General features: G+C 46.9%; 18 protein-coding genes. 5 read left to right on the forward strand and 13 right to left on the reverse strand.

What is annotated here, in order from left to right:
- Positions 1-261 precede the first annotated feature (261 nt).
- Both kduI and GJR95_RS03895 read left to right on the forward strand, forming a co-directional pair.
- Positions 262-1,188, forward strand: a complete 927-nt coding sequence (kduI, locus tag GJR95_RS03890; RefSeq protein ID WP_317167044.1) for a 5-dehydro-4-deoxy-D-glucuronate isomerase — start codon at positions 262-264, stop codon at positions 1,186-1,188.
- 30 nt (positions 1,189-1,218) lie between these two features.
- The gene (locus tag GJR95_RS03895; protein WP_162384642.1) at positions 1,219-2,400 is read left to right on the forward strand and encodes a glycoside hydrolase family 88 protein; all 1,182 of its coding nucleotides are present in this window, start codon (positions 1,219-1,221) and stop codon (positions 2,398-2,400) included.
- Between the two features lie 220 nt (positions 2,401-2,620).
- On the opposite strand, the gene GJR95_RS03900 is transcribed toward GJR95_RS03895, so the two are convergent.
- Entirely contained in the window at positions 2,621-3,079 is a 459-nt protein-coding gene (locus GJR95_RS03900; RefSeq protein WP_162384643.1) for an OsmC family protein, read from the reverse strand.
- 76 nt (positions 3,080-3,155) lie between these two features.
- Here GJR95_RS03900 and GJR95_RS03905 point away from each other — a divergent pair, with 76 nt between their 5' ends.
- Positions 3,156-3,509, forward strand: a complete 354-nt coding sequence (locus GJR95_RS03905) for a hypothetical protein (RefSeq protein ID WP_162384644.1) — start codon at positions 3,156-3,158, stop codon at positions 3,507-3,509.
- A 175-nt stretch (positions 3,510-3,684) separates the two neighbouring features.
- Here GJR95_RS03905 and GJR95_RS03910 read toward each other — a convergent pair whose 3' ends face one another.
- The 8 genes from GJR95_RS03910 to pgi all read right to left on the reverse strand — a co-directional run bounded on the left by GJR95_RS03910 (position 3,685) and on the right by pgi (position 11,640).
- Positions 3,685-4,221: a YceI family protein gene (locus GJR95_RS03910; RefSeq protein WP_162384645.1), complete on the reverse strand. Its 537-nt coding sequence runs from the start codon at positions 4,219-4,221 to the stop codon at positions 3,685-3,687.
- Positions 4,222-4,420: 199 nt separating this feature from the next.
- Positions 4,421-5,263 (reverse strand): SDR family oxidoreductase, encoded by an 843-nt coding sequence (locus tag GJR95_RS03915; RefSeq protein WP_162384646.1) that lies wholly within the window; start codon positions 5,261-5,263, stop codon positions 4,421-4,423.
- Between the two features lie 90 nt (positions 5,264-5,353).
- Positions 5,354-6,229 carry a helix-turn-helix domain-containing protein gene (locus tag GJR95_RS03920; protein ID WP_162384647.1) on the reverse strand — a complete coding sequence of 292 codons (876 nt, stop codon included), beginning with the start codon at positions 6,227-6,229 and terminating at the stop codon, positions 5,354-5,356.
- 266 nt (positions 6,230-6,495) lie between these two features.
- Entirely contained in the window at positions 6,496-7,029 is a 534-nt protein-coding gene (locus GJR95_RS03925; protein WP_162384648.1) for an NADPH-dependent FMN reductase, read from the reverse strand.
- Between the two features lie 22 nt (positions 7,030-7,051).
- Positions 7,052-7,618 carry a precorrin-2 dehydrogenase/sirohydrochlorin ferrochelatase family protein gene (locus tag GJR95_RS03930; protein ID WP_162384649.1) on the reverse strand — a complete coding sequence of 189 codons (567 nt, stop codon included), beginning with the start codon at positions 7,616-7,618 and terminating at the stop codon, positions 7,052-7,054.
- A 102-nt stretch (positions 7,619-7,720) separates the two neighbouring features.
- Complete coding sequence (locus tag GJR95_RS03935; protein WP_162384650.1) at positions 7,721-8,626, reverse strand: hypothetical protein; 906 nt, start codon at positions 8,624-8,626, stop codon at positions 7,721-7,723.
- 191 nt (positions 8,627-8,817) lie between these two features.
- The gene (locus GJR95_RS03940) at positions 8,818-9,696 is read right to left on the reverse strand and encodes an outer membrane beta-barrel protein (protein WP_162384651.1); all 879 of its coding nucleotides are present in this window, start codon (positions 9,694-9,696) and stop codon (positions 8,818-8,820) included.
- A gap of 288 nt (positions 9,697-9,984) precedes the next feature.
- A complete protein-coding gene (gene pgi, locus GJR95_RS03945; protein WP_162384652.1) occupies positions 9,985-11,640 on the reverse strand; it encodes a glucose-6-phosphate isomerase in 1,656 nt (551 codons plus the stop codon).
- Positions 11,641-11,861: 221 nt separating this feature from the next.
- Between pgi and GJR95_RS03950 the strand changes: the two genes are divergently transcribed.
- Together GJR95_RS03950 and GJR95_RS03955 are read left to right on the forward strand one after the other, a co-directional pair.
- On the forward strand, positions 11,862-12,710 hold the full coding sequence (locus tag GJR95_RS03950; protein WP_162384653.1) for a 2OG-Fe(II) oxygenase: 849 nt from the start codon (positions 11,862-11,864) through the stop codon (positions 12,708-12,710).
- Positions 12,711-12,838: 128 nt separating this feature from the next.
- Positions 12,839-14,503 carry an ArnT family glycosyltransferase gene (locus GJR95_RS03955; RefSeq protein ID WP_162384654.1) on the forward strand — a complete coding sequence of 555 codons (1,665 nt, stop codon included), beginning with the start codon at positions 12,839-12,841 and terminating at the stop codon, positions 14,501-14,503.
- Positions 14,504-14,566: 63 nt separating this feature from the next.
- Here the strand turns inward: GJR95_RS03955 and GJR95_RS03960 are convergent, their stop codons facing one another.
- The 4 genes from GJR95_RS03960 to GJR95_RS03975 all read right to left on the reverse strand — a co-directional run bounded on the left by GJR95_RS03960 (position 14,567) and on the right by GJR95_RS03975 (position 17,372).
- A complete protein-coding gene (locus GJR95_RS03960) occupies positions 14,567-15,340 on the reverse strand; it encodes a glycoside hydrolase family 25 protein (protein WP_174260185.1) in 774 nt (257 codons plus the stop codon).
- 111 nt (positions 15,341-15,451) lie between these two features.
- A complete protein-coding gene (locus tag GJR95_RS03965) occupies positions 15,452-15,697 on the reverse strand; it encodes a hypothetical protein (RefSeq protein WP_162384655.1) in 246 nt (81 codons plus the stop codon).
- A gap of 201 nt (positions 15,698-15,898) precedes the next feature.
- A complete protein-coding gene (locus tag GJR95_RS03970; RefSeq protein ID WP_162384656.1) occupies positions 15,899-16,534 on the reverse strand; it encodes a peroxiredoxin in 636 nt (211 codons plus the stop codon).
- 199 nt (positions 16,535-16,733) lie between these two features.
- Positions 16,734-17,372, reverse strand: a complete 639-nt coding sequence (locus tag GJR95_RS03975; protein ID WP_162391556.1) for a response regulator transcription factor — start codon at positions 17,370-17,372, stop codon at positions 16,734-16,736.

The raw sequence follows: 17,372 nt of genomic DNA on the forward strand, positions 1-17,372 counted from the left end.
CTATTGCGTAAAATGTAAAATTTCATAGTTCTTCTTCAAAAACAGACCAGCCTTCTTAAGCTAGATGGAGGTAGAAGGGACATCCTGGAAATAGCAGAGATTCCTAAAAAAACATGGACGAAAGGACGTGTATGCAAACGTTTGCGGTAGCGGTTGCATTGATTTTTATACTGATATGCGGGTAATTCTTATGGCAATTCTTTTGAATAGTTGAATAATTCAGATAATATTCTGTAAAAAGCCAGTATAAGCTTCTATGCCTTGCAGAACCTGACTAGCTATGCAGGAAAGGCCGATTCATCTGGAATTGCATTTATCTACGAATTACAACGTTTAATTACCAACTATTCACTGAACATGCAGGTACGCTATGCTGTTGGCCCGAATGAAACAAGTACGTTCAAAACGAACGAGCTTCGGGAGAATTTTTTGATTGAAACCCTCTTTGTTCCAGATACGGTTCAGCTCTGTTACAGTCACTTTGATCGGGTTATTGTTGGGGGCGTAAAGCCAGTCGATTCACTGGTCGAACTGACGACTTATGACGAACTAAAGAGTGACTATTTTTTAGAACGCAGGGAGCTAGGCGTAATCAATGTTGGCGGCCCCGGAACCATTCAGGTTGATGGGCAGAGCTACGAACTGGCTAAACTGGACTGTCTTTATGTCGGACGGGGTAGTCGGCAAGTGACATTTGGAAGCCAGTCGGCAGGCGATCCTGCTCTTTTTTATGTGTTGTCGGCCCCTGCCCATACGACCTATCCGACCCAAAAGGCGGCACAAAATGATGTTTTTTCGGCACCGATGGGGTCGAAAGAAGGCGCTAATGAACGGGTCATCTACCGGTATATTCACCGGGATGGGCTGCCAAGCTGCCAGTTGGTTATGGGTTTAACGATTCTGAAATCAGGAAGCGTCTGGAATACAATGCCTGCCCACGTGCATGACCGCCGGATGGAAGCCTATTTTTACTTCGATCTTGACCCGGCTCACCGGATTGTGCATCTGATGGGCCAGCCTGCCGAAACCCGACATCTACTCGTGGCCAATCATCAGGCCGTAGTGTCTCCTCCGTGGTCGATCCATTCGGGATGCGGAACAACGAACTACTCGTTCATCTGGGGAATGGCTGGCGAAAATATGGATTACGCCGATATGGATATGACTGCGATCGCTGATTTGCGGTAGTAGATTCCTTTTTCTTAAACTCTCTTTTTCATGAAACACTATTTTAGTCTTCTCTTTGCCTCGCTTACCTTTTCTGCCTTTGCCCAAACGCCAATAGACGTTGATAAGGAGTTCGCTTTTGCTACGAAGCAATACGAACTAATGCTGAAAACTCACCCGGATACGACTAAATTTCCACAATCGACGAACCCCGATGGTACGATTCGGGACATGAAATCGGATTGGTGGTGCAGTGGTTTCTTTGGTGGATCGCTCTGGTATCTATACGAACGGACGAAAGCTCCCGCTATGAAAGACGCTGCTCATAAATGGTCGATGGCAGTCGCAAAAGAACAGGACAATACCGGTACACATGACTTGGGCTTTATGCTCTATTGTCCCTTTGGCAATGGCTATCGGCTAACTAAAAACGAATCGTATAAGCCGATTATGCTGACCGGAGCCAAATCACTCTCGACTCGTTTCGATCCGAAAGTCGGCGTCATTAAATCCTGGAATAAGTTTCAGAACTACACATATCCAGTTATCATCGATAACATGATGAATCTGGAATTATTGTTCTGGGCGGCCAGAGAATCGGGTAATAAGCGGTTTCGCGACATCGCTATCACTCATGCCGACAACACGCTGAAAAACCATTTTCGTCCTGATTACAGCAGTTACCACGTCATTTGCTATAATCCAGACGGAACGGTAGCCGCGAAAAAAACGGCTCAGGGGGCTGCCGATGGGTCGGCCTGGGCGCGGGGTCAGGCCTGGGGATTATACGGCTATACGGTCATGTATCGCGAAACGAAAGACAAAAAATACCTGGATCAGGCCCGGCACATTGCTGATTTTTACCTGAACCATCCGAATCTTCCCGCTGATAAAATCCCGTACTGGGATTTCAACGCGCCGAATCTTCCGAACGAAGAGCGCGATGCGTCGGCTGGTGCGATTACCGCTTCGGCTTTGCTTGAGCTATCAACCTATGGCGGCCCTTCGGCTAAAACCTACTATCAGTCGGCCGTGAAAATGCTGCAAAGCCTGGCCAGTCCGGCTTATAAAGCCAATTTGGGTGAAAATAACAATTTTATTCTGAAGCATAGTGTCGGACATAAGCCGGGCAAGAGCGAAGTGGATACGCCCATTATTTATGCCGATTACTATTTTCTGGAGGGTTTACTGCGTTACGATACCCTCCGTAAAAAGCCAGAGAATAAGTCGTAAAGCCTATTGAATAGGCCTGAACGCCGACCGGATCGGATGCCCTGTCTCGAAGATAGGGTATCCGATCCGGTCGGCGTTTTTGAGTAAGCTTGCCTGGCAGGCATGACTTTCTTTCGTGCAGTGGAGTCGTGAGTTTCTTCAGCAAACAAAACGGCGGTCAAGACAAGACTCAGCACCACTTTAAGGCTTCGGAACCAAAGGCTTAAGACTCAGTAAACCACTACGCTATTTCAAATGAGTAGGTAATGTCAGTTGAAGGGCGGAACTGTGCCGTAGCCGAGCAGTACTTGTCCATCGACAGATCAATTGCCCGTTTAACCTTATCGGCATTAAGCTGACCTTTTAGTAGATAAGTGATATGAATTTTTTTGAAAGGAGCGGGAACAGCTCCTTTTTCGCGTAACCCGTCGACCTTCAATCGGAAATCGTCAATTTGTTGTTTCTGTTTCTGGAGAATCAGAATCACGTCAATGGCCGTGCAGCCAGCCAGGCCCATCAATAGCATTTCCATTGGTCTGGCCCCTGCATTATGGCCGCCAATATCAACTGCTCCGTCAATGTGCTGCGCCACTCCCGATTTTCCAATGGCTTCGAAATGAAAGGCGTCATCCACACGCACGAGTTCAACCTGCATTGTATTAAATTCCTGAACCGTGTCAACTGGTTGTGAATCAAGCATGGTACTTTTTGCGTTTATAGCTTATAATTTGTATTTTCACAGCACGGGTGGCCCCGCAGCCCAAACAACCAAAATCATGTCCGAGAAATTCACCGACGATCTTTTCGATCTTAAAAATGACAGACGGCTGAGCGTTTACCTCTACCGGGCGGGCTTCGGTTGCTGGCTACTCTATATCGTGTCGGGTGCTCGTTTCATGCATTCGGTTAGCATGTACCGAACAGATTTTGGGGTCTTCGCGTTCTTTCTGATGGTAATGGGCTTGTCGGCATCAATGATTTATGACTATTACCACCACCCCAGTGAGTTTGCCCAGAAGAAAAAATGGCTGGCATTTAGCTATGTAGTACTTGCCGTTTTGGTTTATTTCTTTATTCTGCACAATGAGCCAATGTCGATAGGCAAGATTTTCGGCCAGGGATTATTCTAATTCAGGAGATGTCCGAACGCGCACAGGCAAGCCCGTTCCGTATTGGTGCGGCATATTTATCGCCAAATCAGGAAATTCTTCTCATATAATCTATTAGGAGCGTCTAATAGCCTTCATAAAACGAACAAACCGTTGGTAAGTCACCAACGGTTTGTTCGTTTTATGAAGGCTGGTTCTAGGCAGCTGGTCTTCCTAATTGGATGTTTGCCAGGAGTTTAATGTTCTCGCCTAAGGCAAGCCCTCCACTTTCGGTCAGGGCGTTGAAGGTAACATTAAACGCTTTGCGATCAATTGTACCAGTTACCTCAAAACCTACTTTGATGTTGTTCCATGAATCCTTTTCCGTACCACCATATTCGGCGTCGAGCGCTACTTCTTTTGTAATGCCTTTGATCGTGAGGTCGCCAACAAGTTTGTACAGATCACCTTTGACCTTTTTAAATGAAGTAGAGACGAAGGAGAATTTAGGATACGTTTCCGCTTCGAAAAAGTCTGCATTTCTAAGGTGCTCATCACGACCGGGCTGGCCAGTATCTACACTGTTTACATCAACGTCGAATTGTATCTGCGCATCCTCAAACTGATCTCCATTCGTAATGGCCTGACCACTAAATGATTTAAATGTACCCGTGACCGTTGAGATGACAAGATGTTTGACTTTGAATTGTACTTCTGAATGTAGGTTATCTACAGTCCATGTTGTATTTGACATACAGGTTGATCTTTAGATTTAAACTCGGTAAGCTTTAGCAAGCAATTGTCCTGATGACAATTTTGCCTGGGCACCAAATTTATTTCTCAATTGGATCGGTAATGTACCGCTATACCAAAGGATACCGGTATCCTTTGGTATAGCGCAGGGCGAAATCGCTGGCTCACAAAAGGTATTGATGGTGGACTATGGGTTGCAATTACGCATCCTCATGGGCCAGCGAGATAGACAGCTCACGGTAGGCGTCGATCTGCTGTTGAAGCACGGCGATCACCTGCCCGGCAGTGCCAATGGCATCAGCCCCGGCAATGAAGCGTCGTGGTGGCCGATCCTGGCCAGAGATTGTAATCAGTGCCTGAGCGAGCTTAGCCGGATCGCCTGATTGTTGACCATTCGCGCCTTTCCAAAATTCCATTTGCTTTGCTCGACGCTCGTTATAGTCTTCAATGGTAGGCTCGGCGTAATTCGTAGACTCCTCGGTAAGTAGCTCGGTGCGAAAAAAACCTGGGTTGACGATAATGGTATCGATGCCAAAGGGTTCTATCTCGGCCTGAAGCGACTCCATCCAACCCTCCAGACCGAACTTCGACGCAGCGTAGGCAGTACCAAACTCAAATCCGACGAGTCCAGCGGTTGATGAAATCGTAATGATCTGTCCTGAGCCTTGTTTACGCATGAGAGGAAGTACCGCGCGGGTGACATTCATGGGCCCGATGAGGCTAGTCGTCAGCTGCTTCTCCATCTGCTCCGGTGTCAGTTCTTCAAAGTAGCCTGCATAAAAGCTGGCGGCATTATTGACCAGAACATCGATGCGGCCAAACCGGTCGATCGTTGCCCTAATCGCAGACTCGGCGTCAGAAGGGTTGGTAATGTCCAGCTTTACGACCAACAAATCCTCAGTTTGGCCGAGAGCCTGAGCAACTTTGCCTGTGTTTCGACCGGTAGCAACCACTTTATGGCCAGTGGCAAGAGCCGCTCTGGCAATATCCAGGCCTAAACCGCGTCCGGCACCAGTGATGAGCCAAACTTTAGGGATAGTCATATTCTTTTTTCTTTGTTGTTAATTGACGGTACAAAGATCAGCGTCCTGTATGCCAGCCGTTAACGAAAAACAAAGAAAAAAATAAGAATTTCAAAGAGAGGCCGCTCTCACCGATTTGGGTATCTCACCCGTTTTCTTTTTGAAAAAGTTGTTGAAGTAAGTCGTGTATTCAAACCCAAGGGCATAAGCAATGTCGGCAATAGTCCAATTCGTGTGTTGCAGGAGTGCCTTGGCTTCGCTGATAATTCGTTCGGCAATGTGAACTGTCGTGGGTTTGCCGGTAACTTCCTTTACCGAGCTATTTAAATGGTTGACGTGTACGGATAACTGTTTGGCAAAATCCTGTGCTGTTTTTAATTCTAGTGGGTGATTGATGCTTTCAATCGGGAATTGTCGTTCCAAAAGCTCAAGAAATACCGAGGTGATTCGTACAGCCGCATTCTTGTGCTCAGGATAGCTTTCGGAAGGTTGTATTTTCAACGCTTCGTGAATAATCAGGTTGAGGTAGTTACGAATCAACTCATCCTTAAAGGCATAGTCGGAATCCTGCTCTACAAGCATTTTTTGAAAGATCGTCGCGATGGTGTCTTTTTGCTCCGTATCTAACGTTAAAATGGGTGTGCCGCCCAGCTTAAATAAGGGTGATTGCAGAAGGCTTTCAGACCGGTCGCTTACTTTCAGAAAATCGTCAGTAAAGAGACAGGCATAACCGTCCATTGTCGGTGTAATAATCTCACAGGAGTAAGGAATACGCGGATTGCCAAAAAATAAAATGGGCTCATCCGTTTCAAAACTTTTGTCGGCATAATGAAAAATATACTTTCCAGACGTCAGGCTGATTTTGTAGAAGTCTTTGCGGCTATAGTTGTGTCCATTCGACTTGCTGTCTGTTTCATAGACTTTAAATCCCTTTAGCTTTAGTTCGGTATTAAAATCTGACGTGCGAGTACTTTCCGACTTATTCATGGCGCAAAGTTAAGAAAATCAAAGATAATAAATTTGTGCCCTGGAATCGATAGGCCATGTGCGCTACGCATGAGGTTTTATGCGGATGAGCTCCACCATGGACGAGAATGATGCTGTGAAGAAAGGCAACGTAGTGTAGAATAGAGTCGTTTATTCGTTGTATCTAATCGCCATATAAAACCTTCGTGGCTGTTATGCAGCAGTTTTAGGGTAGAATCAGGAGACAGGAAAAGAACTTTTGGATGAAAAACCCTGTCTCTACTCGCTTAATGATCGCTTTTTTCTGTAAAATTTACCAGGGCATCGATAGCGTTGAGCAAGCTGGTGGCTAGTTCCTGATCGGCCAGAATGCCCGCTTCGTCGAGCGACCGGCCAGCAACCGGCACCGCTGGTGAAGCTTCAGGAATGATAATGGCCATCATGACTGTAAGTGTCTCAATGAGGGCGTTGTGGGCGTAGAGAGAACGCGGTGACGCATTGATAATGCCTACTGGCTTATTCATAAATTCGCCACTACTGACGATCCAGTCCAGCGCGTTTTTCAGAACACCCGATACGCCATGAGCGTATTCAGGGCTGCAAACCACGATAGCATCAGCCGCCTGAAGTTCAGAGCGAAAGTCGGCTACGGCCGCCAGCGCATTTTCATTGTCGAGGTCAAGATTAAAGGGCGGAATAGCGCCTAGTTTATCATATAAGTTAATCTCAACGTCGGTAGGAGCCAGTTGAACGATGGCACGGAGAAGTTTTGTATTCGTCGAATTTAGGCGTAAACTGCCTGAGATCGCCAGAATTTTCATGAGCGTTTGGTCGTAGTTGTGCTCATTTCAACACCTTCGTGATTTCATTTAGTTTCTCCATTTTCTGCACAAAATCACCTTTTAACTGATTGCGAATGGCCGTCAGGTTATCAAGCGTTTCCTGAAGGCTATCGGGCAAAATTTCTTCTAATACTTCACGGAATCGTTTGGCAAAGGTTGGCGATTTGCCGTTGGTTGAAATCGCAATTTTCAGATCTCCTTTTTTGACGACCGAACTCAGATAAAAATCGCACAGATCAGGCGTATCGGCCACATTGACCAGAATTCGTCGATTTTTGCAATCAGCCTGTACCTGCCGGTTCACATTTTTGTCGTTTGTGCCCACAATAACCAGATCCTTGTCGGCCAGGAATAACTCATGATAAGGCTCCTGAATAAGGGCAAGTTTAGGATGTTGCCGGGCCAGTTCCCGGATTTCAGCCCGAATTTCGGGGGCCACCAGCGTGATGCGGGCATCTGGTGAGTTGGCCAGCAGGGCCGTTGTTTTCTCCAGACCCACATAACCACCCCCTACGATGAGTGTATGCAGGTTTTCGGCCTTAACATATATTGGGAATAAGGTATTCATAAAAAAGTCGGTAATCGTTCGGCGATAGTCGGTTGCAGTAGCTACTAACAAACTTACGACTATAAACGAACGACTACCGACTATTGCGGATGAGTTAATGGATTAAAACTTAAATCCTAAGTTGACACCCAGAATCCGGCGTTTGGTGTTGCTGACATTATTGAGTACATCAGCAAATCCATAGTGGTACACAAAATCCAGAAACAGCGGCCCGGCATCGAAACCAATATTCGCCAGACCGTTGACGGTAGCCGCAGCGAAATCGCTTTGCGAGAAATTGAATGCATTATTATTGACACCCAGGGGGGCTGCATACTCAGCACCAATCTGTAAGCGGACTCCTGAAATGCCCCGTTCAGATTGGGCTACCTTGACACCAATGTAGGCCGGAATGTGTAAATATTTCTGGTCGACATTCGATGTGATGTCTTTGATTCCGTTTACCTGACCATCGCCAGCCTGATAAAAATCAGAACTCGACGTTAAATATTCAGCGCCGATCTGCCCATAAACCCGGCCGCCACCCCGTATAAAGAAACCCAACTGATAACCGAGCCGACCACTCAGGTTATTGCCCTGAACATCTTCACCCTCAAACCGGGTTGAGTTGGCTCCGGCATATACGCCAAATGTAAAATTCTTGTAGTTTTCCCGATGTGCTTTGCGTTCCTCGACTTCCGTACTACGCTGACCATCCTGATAGCCATCGTCATAGGCCCGGCTTAAATCGCGCTCATCATACATCCGACCGTAGTTTCGGTCGTTTCCCGTCCGATCTTCGTAGCGATTGTTGTATCGGCTATTTTCGTCATTTCGACGGTTAAAATCTCTGCGTTCATCCAACCGATCATCGAGCTGCCGATCATAACGGCGCTCATCCCGACGCGACGACGGGCGATAGTCCCTATCCCGATCGTAGCGGTCGTCGTAGGAATTTTGCTGACCCAGTGCCAGACCGGCACTGCATACTCCTGCCAGCAGTAACGCTGCATTTACTGTTTTTTTCATAACGTGTTGAGTTGAGCAACGGCATATGCCTATATTGACTTACAACCATGTCTCCTTATTGAATGTTTCGCTTATTTATCGACATAGCTACTATTCCTTCGCAGATAAGGCTTATGTACATGCTGTGCTGGAACGACAAAAAAAAAGCCGACTTTTTTAAGCCGGCTTTTTACTGCAGAAAAACGTATCGCTTAGAACTTGAACCCTACACTGGCGCTCAAAATTCTGCGCTGCGAACCAGCGAAACCTGTTGTGCTAACGGCTTCGATCGAGTTGCTGAATCCGTAATGATAGGTCAAATCGATCAGCAACGGACCAATGTCGAAGCCAAGCTGGCCCAAACCGTTGAACGTACCACTCTTGATTTCCGAATTGCTCAGGTTGAATGAGTTGCTGTTGGAGTTGATCCGATTGGCATACTCTAAACCTACCTGTAACCGAACGGCAGAAATACCCCGATCGGATTCAACCAGCTTATAGCCGATATATACCGGAATTTGAACATACTGGATATTGATCTGATCCTGAATGTTTTGAGCCGTCTGCCCATCTCCTTTACGGAAGTAGTTTGAACTTGAGGCAAAATATTCACCGCCTAACTGGCCAAATAATCGACCACCACCCCGTACAAAGAAACCCGCCTGATATCCTAAACGACCCGAGAGGTTATCGCCATTGACATCTTCACCCTTAAAACGTGTCGTATTTAAACCCGCATAGATGCCAAAAACAAAGTTTTTATAATCCTTTGTTTTCTTGTCGCGGGTCGTCGTTGTGTACGTATCGGTTGTCGTCGTTGTTGTTGCCGCTGAGTTGTTGTAGCTGTTCGTTGTCGGCGTCGTTGAATAGGTGCCATTGGCATTCATATTCGCTCTCGACGCACTATCCGACGACATTGTTGTTGGCGTCGTTGAATACGTACTGTTCGACGTGCTGGTTGTATCCGTTACTGGCGACGCGCTATACGTTGACGTACCCGTCGTTGTCGATGAGGGATTGGTGGTGGTTTGGCCACTAGCAAGGCCAACACCAAGCAGGCAGGATGCCAGCAAAGTAAGTTGAGTTTTCATAATGTTCTTTATCGCGTTGAGTTGCACAAAAAAAAGGTGTAATTGACATTACACCCTATTAACAGACCGCTTACGGTCAATGTTTTTAGATTATTCTAATTTCTTCGTATGTTAATATGGTAAGTTTCTTTACTCATATCCTTCGGTAAAAGCCTTAACTTATTGAATCTATAGAAACTCATTCGCAAAACGATTCGTTTATTTTGTCTGTCTGGAAAAAACAAAATATCCCGCAGATAAACGTCCAAAAATTCACACTTTTCTACGGTCGTCTGCGGGAATAATTATTTACTCATTACGCAATTTCTTGAATGTATTTATCAGGCCATTAGTTGAGCTATCGTGCGTAGTTACGGGTGCATCATCCTGCAACTCGGGTAAAATCCGGCTGGCCAGTTGCTTACCCAGTTCCACGCCCCATTGATCGAAGCTATAGATGTCCCAGATTACGCCCTGCGTGAAAATTTTATGTTCATAAAGTGCAATCAGGCTTCCCAACGTGCGGGGAGTTAGTTTTTTGAACAGAATCGAGTTTGTTGGTCTGTTCCCGGAAAACTCTTTGAAAGGCGTCAAAAAGCTGATTTCCTCTTCGCTTTTACCCGCTTTGCGTAATTCATCGGCGGCTTCGTCGGCCGTTTTGCCGTTCATCAGGGCTTCGGTCTGGGCGAAGTAGTTAGCCAGTAGAATTTTGTGATGTTCGCCAATGGGCCGTTGGCTAATTGCCGGAGCCAGAAAATCGCAGGGGATTAGTTTTGTGCCCTGGTGAATGAGCTGGTAAAACGCATGCTGGCCATTAGTGCCGGGTTCTCCCCAAATGATCGGGCCCGTCTGCCAGTCAACCGGATTGCCGTCGCGATCGACCGATTTACCATTGCTTTCCATATCGCCCTGCTGAAAATAAGCCGCAAATCGGTGCATGTACTGGTCGTAGGGGAGGATCGCTTCTGTTTGTGCGCCAAAGAAATTATTGTACCAGATACCGATCAGCGCCAGAACAACAGGCAGACTTTGTTCGGCGGGGGTGTTCTGGAAATGCAGATCCATGGCATGACCGCCTTCCAGCAGTTCCTCGAATTTGTCATAGCCAATATACAGGGCAATCGACAAGCCAATGGCCGACCAGAGCGAATAGCGACCGCCAACCCAATCCCAGAAGCCGAACATATTGGCCGGATCAATGCCAAATTTCTCAACGGCTGCCTGATTTGTTGATAACGCGGCAAAATGCTTGGCAATGGCTGCTTCGTCTTTGGCGGTATCCAGGAACCATTGCCGGGCTGTTTGGGCATTGGTCATCGTTTCCTGGGTCGTAAACGTTTTCGATGCGATCAGAAACAGCGTGGTTTCGGGTTTAACCGTTTGCAGCGTTTCATACATGTGAACGCCATCGACGTTAGAGACAAAGTGCACCCGAAGATCAGGACTGGCGTAGGGTTTCAGCGCTTCTGTTACCATAACCGGGCCGAGATCTGAACCCCCAATGCCAATGTTTACGATATCGGTGATGGCTTCGCCCGTATACCCTTTCCAGGCGCCTGACCGAACGCGCTCCGAAAACTCTTTCATGTGTGCCAGCACCTCGTTTACGTCAGGCATTATATCTTTCCCATCGACCAGTACGGGTGTGTTCGACCGATTGCGCAGGGCCACATGCAATACGGCGCGGTCTTCGGTTCGGTTGATTTTGTCGCCCGAAAACATCTTCCCGATTGCTTCGGTCAGACCCGCCTGCCCGGCGAGTTGAAGCAGCAAACCAAAGGTTTCATCGGTAATACGATTCTTGGAAAAATCGAGCAGAATTTCTTCGAACTGCCGGGTAAACTTCGGGAAACGCTCGGCATCTTCGGCGAATAAATCGCGGAGATGCCGGTTTTTTAATACGTCGTAATGAGCTTGTAATTGAGCGTAAGCAGGGAGACTGGTAAATCGATGATTCGGAAGCATAAGAAAGGAAGTTTTTAGTGTACAATCTTCAGTTGGCAGTATTCAGGTTGAGCTGGCATAAGCTTGCATACCAATTCGCAAAGTGCGCACTATACGCTGCCACCTGAAAACTGTAAACCAGTTCAGAATGTCGGCGCGAATATCGTATTTCCAACGCAATCTTTTTTTGTATAAATCGGTTTCCTTATAAACTGCCTCAATTCTCAACTTACCTTTGTGGTATGAATACGATTACGACCGATACGCTCTTCGACTATGAACGCTGGCAGAAATCGCTGCCCGCTGATGCTCAACGGTACCAACAGAACCAACCTTACCCGCACATTGCGCTCGAGAATTTTCTGGAACCCTGGGCAGCCGAACGGGCACTCGCGTCATTCCCCGCTGTTGGCGATGCTGGCTGGATTCATTACGTTCACGTCAATGAAAAAAAACACGGCCTGAACAAAATGGATTTACTGCCGACTGCCATTCAGGATGTTATTCGCGAAATGAATTCGCCCCGTTTTGTGGCTTACCTAAGCAAACTAACGGGTATTCCCAACCTGATTTCGGATGATTCACTGGAGGGTGGCGGACTTCACCAGTCGAAGCGAAACGGTTTCCTGAATGTTCACGCCGATTTTACCGTTCACCCGCATAAACGCAACTGGCGTCGGCGCGTAAATTTACTGATTTACCTCAATCACGATTGGAAACCTGAATACCGGGGTGATCTGGAACTCTGGGACCGACAGATGAAAGGCGTGGTACAGAAAATTGCGCCGATCTTTAACCGGTGTGTTGTTTTTAACACGGATGAGGACTCCTATCACGGTCTGCCCGATCCGATTTTGTGTCCGGAAGATATGACGCGTAAATCAATCGCACTCTATTATTTTACGGAAGAAGCCGTAACGCCAACGCTTCGGGCAACGAACTACAAAGCCCGGCCCGACGATGGTGCCAAAGCGATTCTGATCTGGTTAGACAAAAAAATGGTGGCCACTTATACAACCTTAAAACGTGCACTGGGTATTGATGATGCGTTCATCAGCAATATCCTGAACCGACTAAGTGGTAAGAAATAAGCCGGAGCACTTTGCTATTTTGACGATAGAACAGATTTGGACAGAACCTTACGGGATGCTGGCTCAAACATTTTCCTTACTTTTACGGCCCTGTTCACTTTTGTGGACAGGGCTTTTTTGCGTTACGTATGAATCAAAAACTTTTTTATTCGCTCCTCTTTGCGGCACTGGGCATTTTACTATTCGTTCCCTTTCTTGGAGGAGTCCGACTGTTTGATTGGGACGAAATCAATTTCGCCGAGTGCTCCCGCGAAATGGTTGTGCTGGGCGATTACCTGCGGGTTCACGTTGATTTTAAGCCATTTTACGAGAAACCGCCTTTTTTCTTCTGGTGTCAGTCGTTGATGATGAACATATTTGGCACCAATGAATTCGCGGCTCGGCTACCGAATGCCATTTGTGGTATTATTTCGCTGATTTACCTGTATAACCTCGGCGCTAAGCTACACGGCCATCGTTTTGGCCTGATTTGGGCGCTAACCTACCTGGGCTCCGTTACACCTCATCTGTATTTTCGCTCGGGTATTATTGATCCGTTCTTTAACCTGTTCATTTTTATTGGGTTAATTAATCTGATTTTTGCCTCCTGGAAGCGAGAAGGTACCGCCAGTAGTATGCTTCTGCCCCGTGGCGTCTGGAATTACCTGTTTATCGGCGGGTTTGTACTGGGAATGGGCATTAACACGAAAGGGCCGGTTGCTTACCTGATCGTGTGTCTGACATTGGGTGTTTACTGGATTCTGAGCCGGTTTCGCTGGTTTATCACGCCCCTGCAATTTCTGTTTTATTCGGTAGCGGCTACGCTGGTTTCTGTGGCCTGGTATGGTTTGGAAACCTTCCTTCACGGCCCGGTTTTCATCACCGAATTTCTGAAGTATAATTTTCGCCTGTTCAGTACGCCTGATGCAGGTCATTCAGGTTTCCCCGGCTATCATTTTGTGATCCTGCTGGTTGGCTGCTTTCCGGCCTCGATTTTTGCTCTGCGGGCGTTTGCTCCGCTGATGATCGAGCGTAATTACCAGCGTGAATTCCGGAAGTGGATGCTCATTTTGTTTTGGGTTGTCCTGATCCTGTTTAGCATCGTACAGTCTAAAATTGTCCACTATTCGTCCATGTGTTATTTCCCGCTGACCTATATGGCCACTCTGACGCTGACGCAATTGGAATCGAATAAAATCCGGTTCAACAACTGGTTGCGGGCTGGGTTGATTGTTATTGGCGGGATATATATTCTGGCTACCATTGGCTTGCCTATTCTGGCGCATCGCATGGATCTGGTGCGGGCTGTTGCTGATCAGGATGCCTTTACGCAGGCTAACCTGAACGCAAAAATTAACTGGACAGGCTGGGAGGTAATACCCGGTATCTGGCTGCTTATTGTTCTGTCGCTGAGCCTGATCTGGTTCGATCAACGCCAGACCGACCGGGCAATTGTTGCCTTGTTTGGGGGTATGGCTGTGTTTATTACACTGACTCTCTGGTTTTTTATCGGTCGGATCGAAGGCATCTCTCAGGATGCGGCCATGCGCTTTTTCGAGAAGGCGCAGGGCCAGAATGTGTATGTGAAATCCTACGGCTATCGTAGTTATGGCCCGTTCTTTTATACGCAGAAACCTGCCATTACAAACCCCAATTACTACAACGAAAACTGGCTTCTACGCGGTAAAATCGACAAAGATGTTTGGTTTATCAAGAAGAACGTTGAAGAGCATACAGCACTCGACTCCTTGCCTGACATCAGAAAAACGGGCGAGGAAAATGGATTCGTTTTTTATCTGCGGAAGGCGAAATAAACGAATTGGCCTTCGGTTAGCTGACGTGTCTGCTTAGATCAGCTAATCGAAGGCCATAACCTGTTACAAACAGATTTCCTGTAGCCGGTTTTCGTCCATAACAAAGACATTGAAATCGACCTGTCCGCGAATACCCTGAACCCAGCCGTTCTGGTTGTGCTGCCATAAGTACAGGCGATCAGGGTCATAGGCCCGAAGGTGTTTGGTAGAGTAGTCAGCAATCCAGAGCGGGTACTCATCTAAATTGCCTTTGATATAGCGTTTATAGAGGCTCCCATTCGTATAAATAATAGGGCGGGCCCGATAATGTTCTTCTACGGTTGCCAGCCACAGCCGAAGGCCAGCAACAATGGCCTCCTCCGATTGGCCATTCGTGACCTCAAAATCAACAACCGGGGCAAAGTCGCCAGTCGAAAGCTCAACGTGTCGAATAAAATTATTGGCTTGCTTGACCGGATCTCGGGTGGGGTGATAAAAATGATAAGCGCCCCGGCGCAGGTTTGATTTTTTTGCCTCAGTCCAGTTCTTATCAAAGTGTTTATCGGTCATTGTGGCTCCTTCTGTCGCTTTAACAAAAACGAATTGAAGTCGAACCCCATCGGCCTCCATCTGCCGGACTCGTTTCCAGTTAATGCGGTCATTATGCCGTGAGACATCAATGCCATGAATGCCATAACGCATGGGCAGGCGGATACCGAATGCCCGAACAAAGCGCCAGTCCATGTCGTCCTGTCGAAAAGATCGAAAGATCCAGTAGGCGACAAACAACACCATAAACGCCGAAATCCAAAGACCATATCGTCGAAAAATGATGTTGACCAGAACGCGTGTTTTCATGCAGAGGACTAACTTTTGGCACAAAATTACAGCTTTACCGGCGAATGTAACGAACATAAAAAAGGCCCGCTGCAACGTGCAGTGGGCCAGTTATATCCTGATTGTAAAAAATCAGTCATGGCCTTCGAGTTTGACGAGCTTATTATAGAGTCCCAGAATCAGAAACGGGGCTGCCCATTGTCCAACAAACAAACTACGATGTTTAGAACCCTGATATTGTAGAAATAAGGACAAAGCCATTGAGCCTAAGGCCGCCCAAAGGAAAATATCGGATGGTAATTTGGCGGTCTGTTCTTCAATTGCTTTCGTAACCTGGCCTTCATTATGCTCTGGATTTGAATTCTTCTGCTTAGCCATACCGTTGAAAAGTTTAGTTGATAACGAGACCTTAACCAGTTGATAAAGCCTTTGTTCAGGTTAGACTATAGTCTTTACATTATTTGCCTAATGTCGTTAGGCACCGGTTAAAAATGGGTGTTAAACAAAAGCCGGGCCACCAATACAAGATCTATATAGACATCGTATTGGTGGCCCGGCTTTTGTTGACCTTAGAAAAGCTTACTTATTTGGCTGGGGCGTAGTGCGAAGGTATGGCTTCACAAACGTCACACCCTTCGGAAATTTAGCCTCCAATTGGTCGTTGGTTACGGCTGGTGTTACGATTACATCATCACCTTGCTGCCAATCGGCAGGGGTAGCAACCTGATAGTCAGCCGTTAGTTGCAACGAGTCAATGACGCGCAACAACTCATTGAAATTCCGGCCCGTTGAGGCTGGATACGTCAGTGTTAGCTTGATTTTTTTGTCGGGGCCGATTACAAACACCGAACGCACAGTTGCTTTTTCGCTGGCGTTAGGATGAATCATATCGTAGAGGGTCGCTACATTCCGATCAGGATCGGCAATGATTGGGAAGTTTACCTCCGAGCCAGTAACATCCTTAATATCGGGTGTCCAGCGGTTGTGCGAATCCAGATCATCGACTGAAACGGCGATAACCTTCACATTCCGCTTACCAAACTCATCTTTCAGAAGAGCGGTTCTCCCTAACTCAGTTGTGCAGACAGGCGTAAAGTCAGCCGGATGCGAGAAAAGCATTCCCCATGAATTCCCAAGCCATTCGTGAAAATGGATATGGCCTTGCGTAGTATCGGCTTCAAAATCGGGGGCGATGTCTCCTAAGCGAAGTGACATAATTGAAACAGGTTTTGTTGATTAATTCGATATACTTAATCTAGTAAAAGCAAAATGGAAAAACCGGCCTTTCAGACCGGTTTCACGAAGCAAACGTAGAAAAGATTTTCCAGGTTCGCAATGGGGTTTGACTAAAAGGTTAGTGGGGTTACTTGCTCACCGGAGGCTGCAAAAAACCATTCTCTTGTCGATCTACTGATCAGATAAGCTTTTCTTCAACCGCAATCCGAACCAGTTCGGCTGCATTGCGAACCTGTAATCGGCGCATCATATTGGCCCGGTGGTTATCGACGGTACGAACACTAAGTTGAAGCCGTTCAGCAATCTCACGGCTGCTCATGCCATCAACCAGAAATTGTAATATTTCTTTTTCTTTGTTCGACAGGCGCGATGGCTGAACCTCACGACCTTGCTTACTTCCTTTCTTCAACTGCTGCATGTAGCCGCTCAGAATAATGGAGGCCACCGGCGAACTGTAATATTTTTCCCCCGCTGCGATCATGCGTATCGCTTTAATCATTTCATCGGAGGACGAATCTTTCAGAATGTAGCCATAGGCTCCAGCTTCTACCGAACGCAGGATATAATCTTCATTATTATGCATCGATAGCATCAATACCCGCACACCTTTGTATAATCGGCTGATAACCTGCGTTGTCTGGATACCCGACATGCCGGGTAATGAAATATCCATCAGGACCAGATCCGGCTGATGAGTCTTAAGTTTTTCGAGAGCCTCTTCACCATCATTGGCTTCATCGATAATTTCCAAGCCTTCGGCTTGTTCCAGCAAAAGCCGAATCCCATCGCGGACGATCGAATGATCGTCTACCAGCAT

It is taken from the genome of Spirosoma endbachense (assembly GCF_010233585.1).
GTDB lineage: Bacteria > Bacteroidota > Bacteroidia > Cytophagales > Spirosomataceae > Spirosoma > Spirosoma endbachense.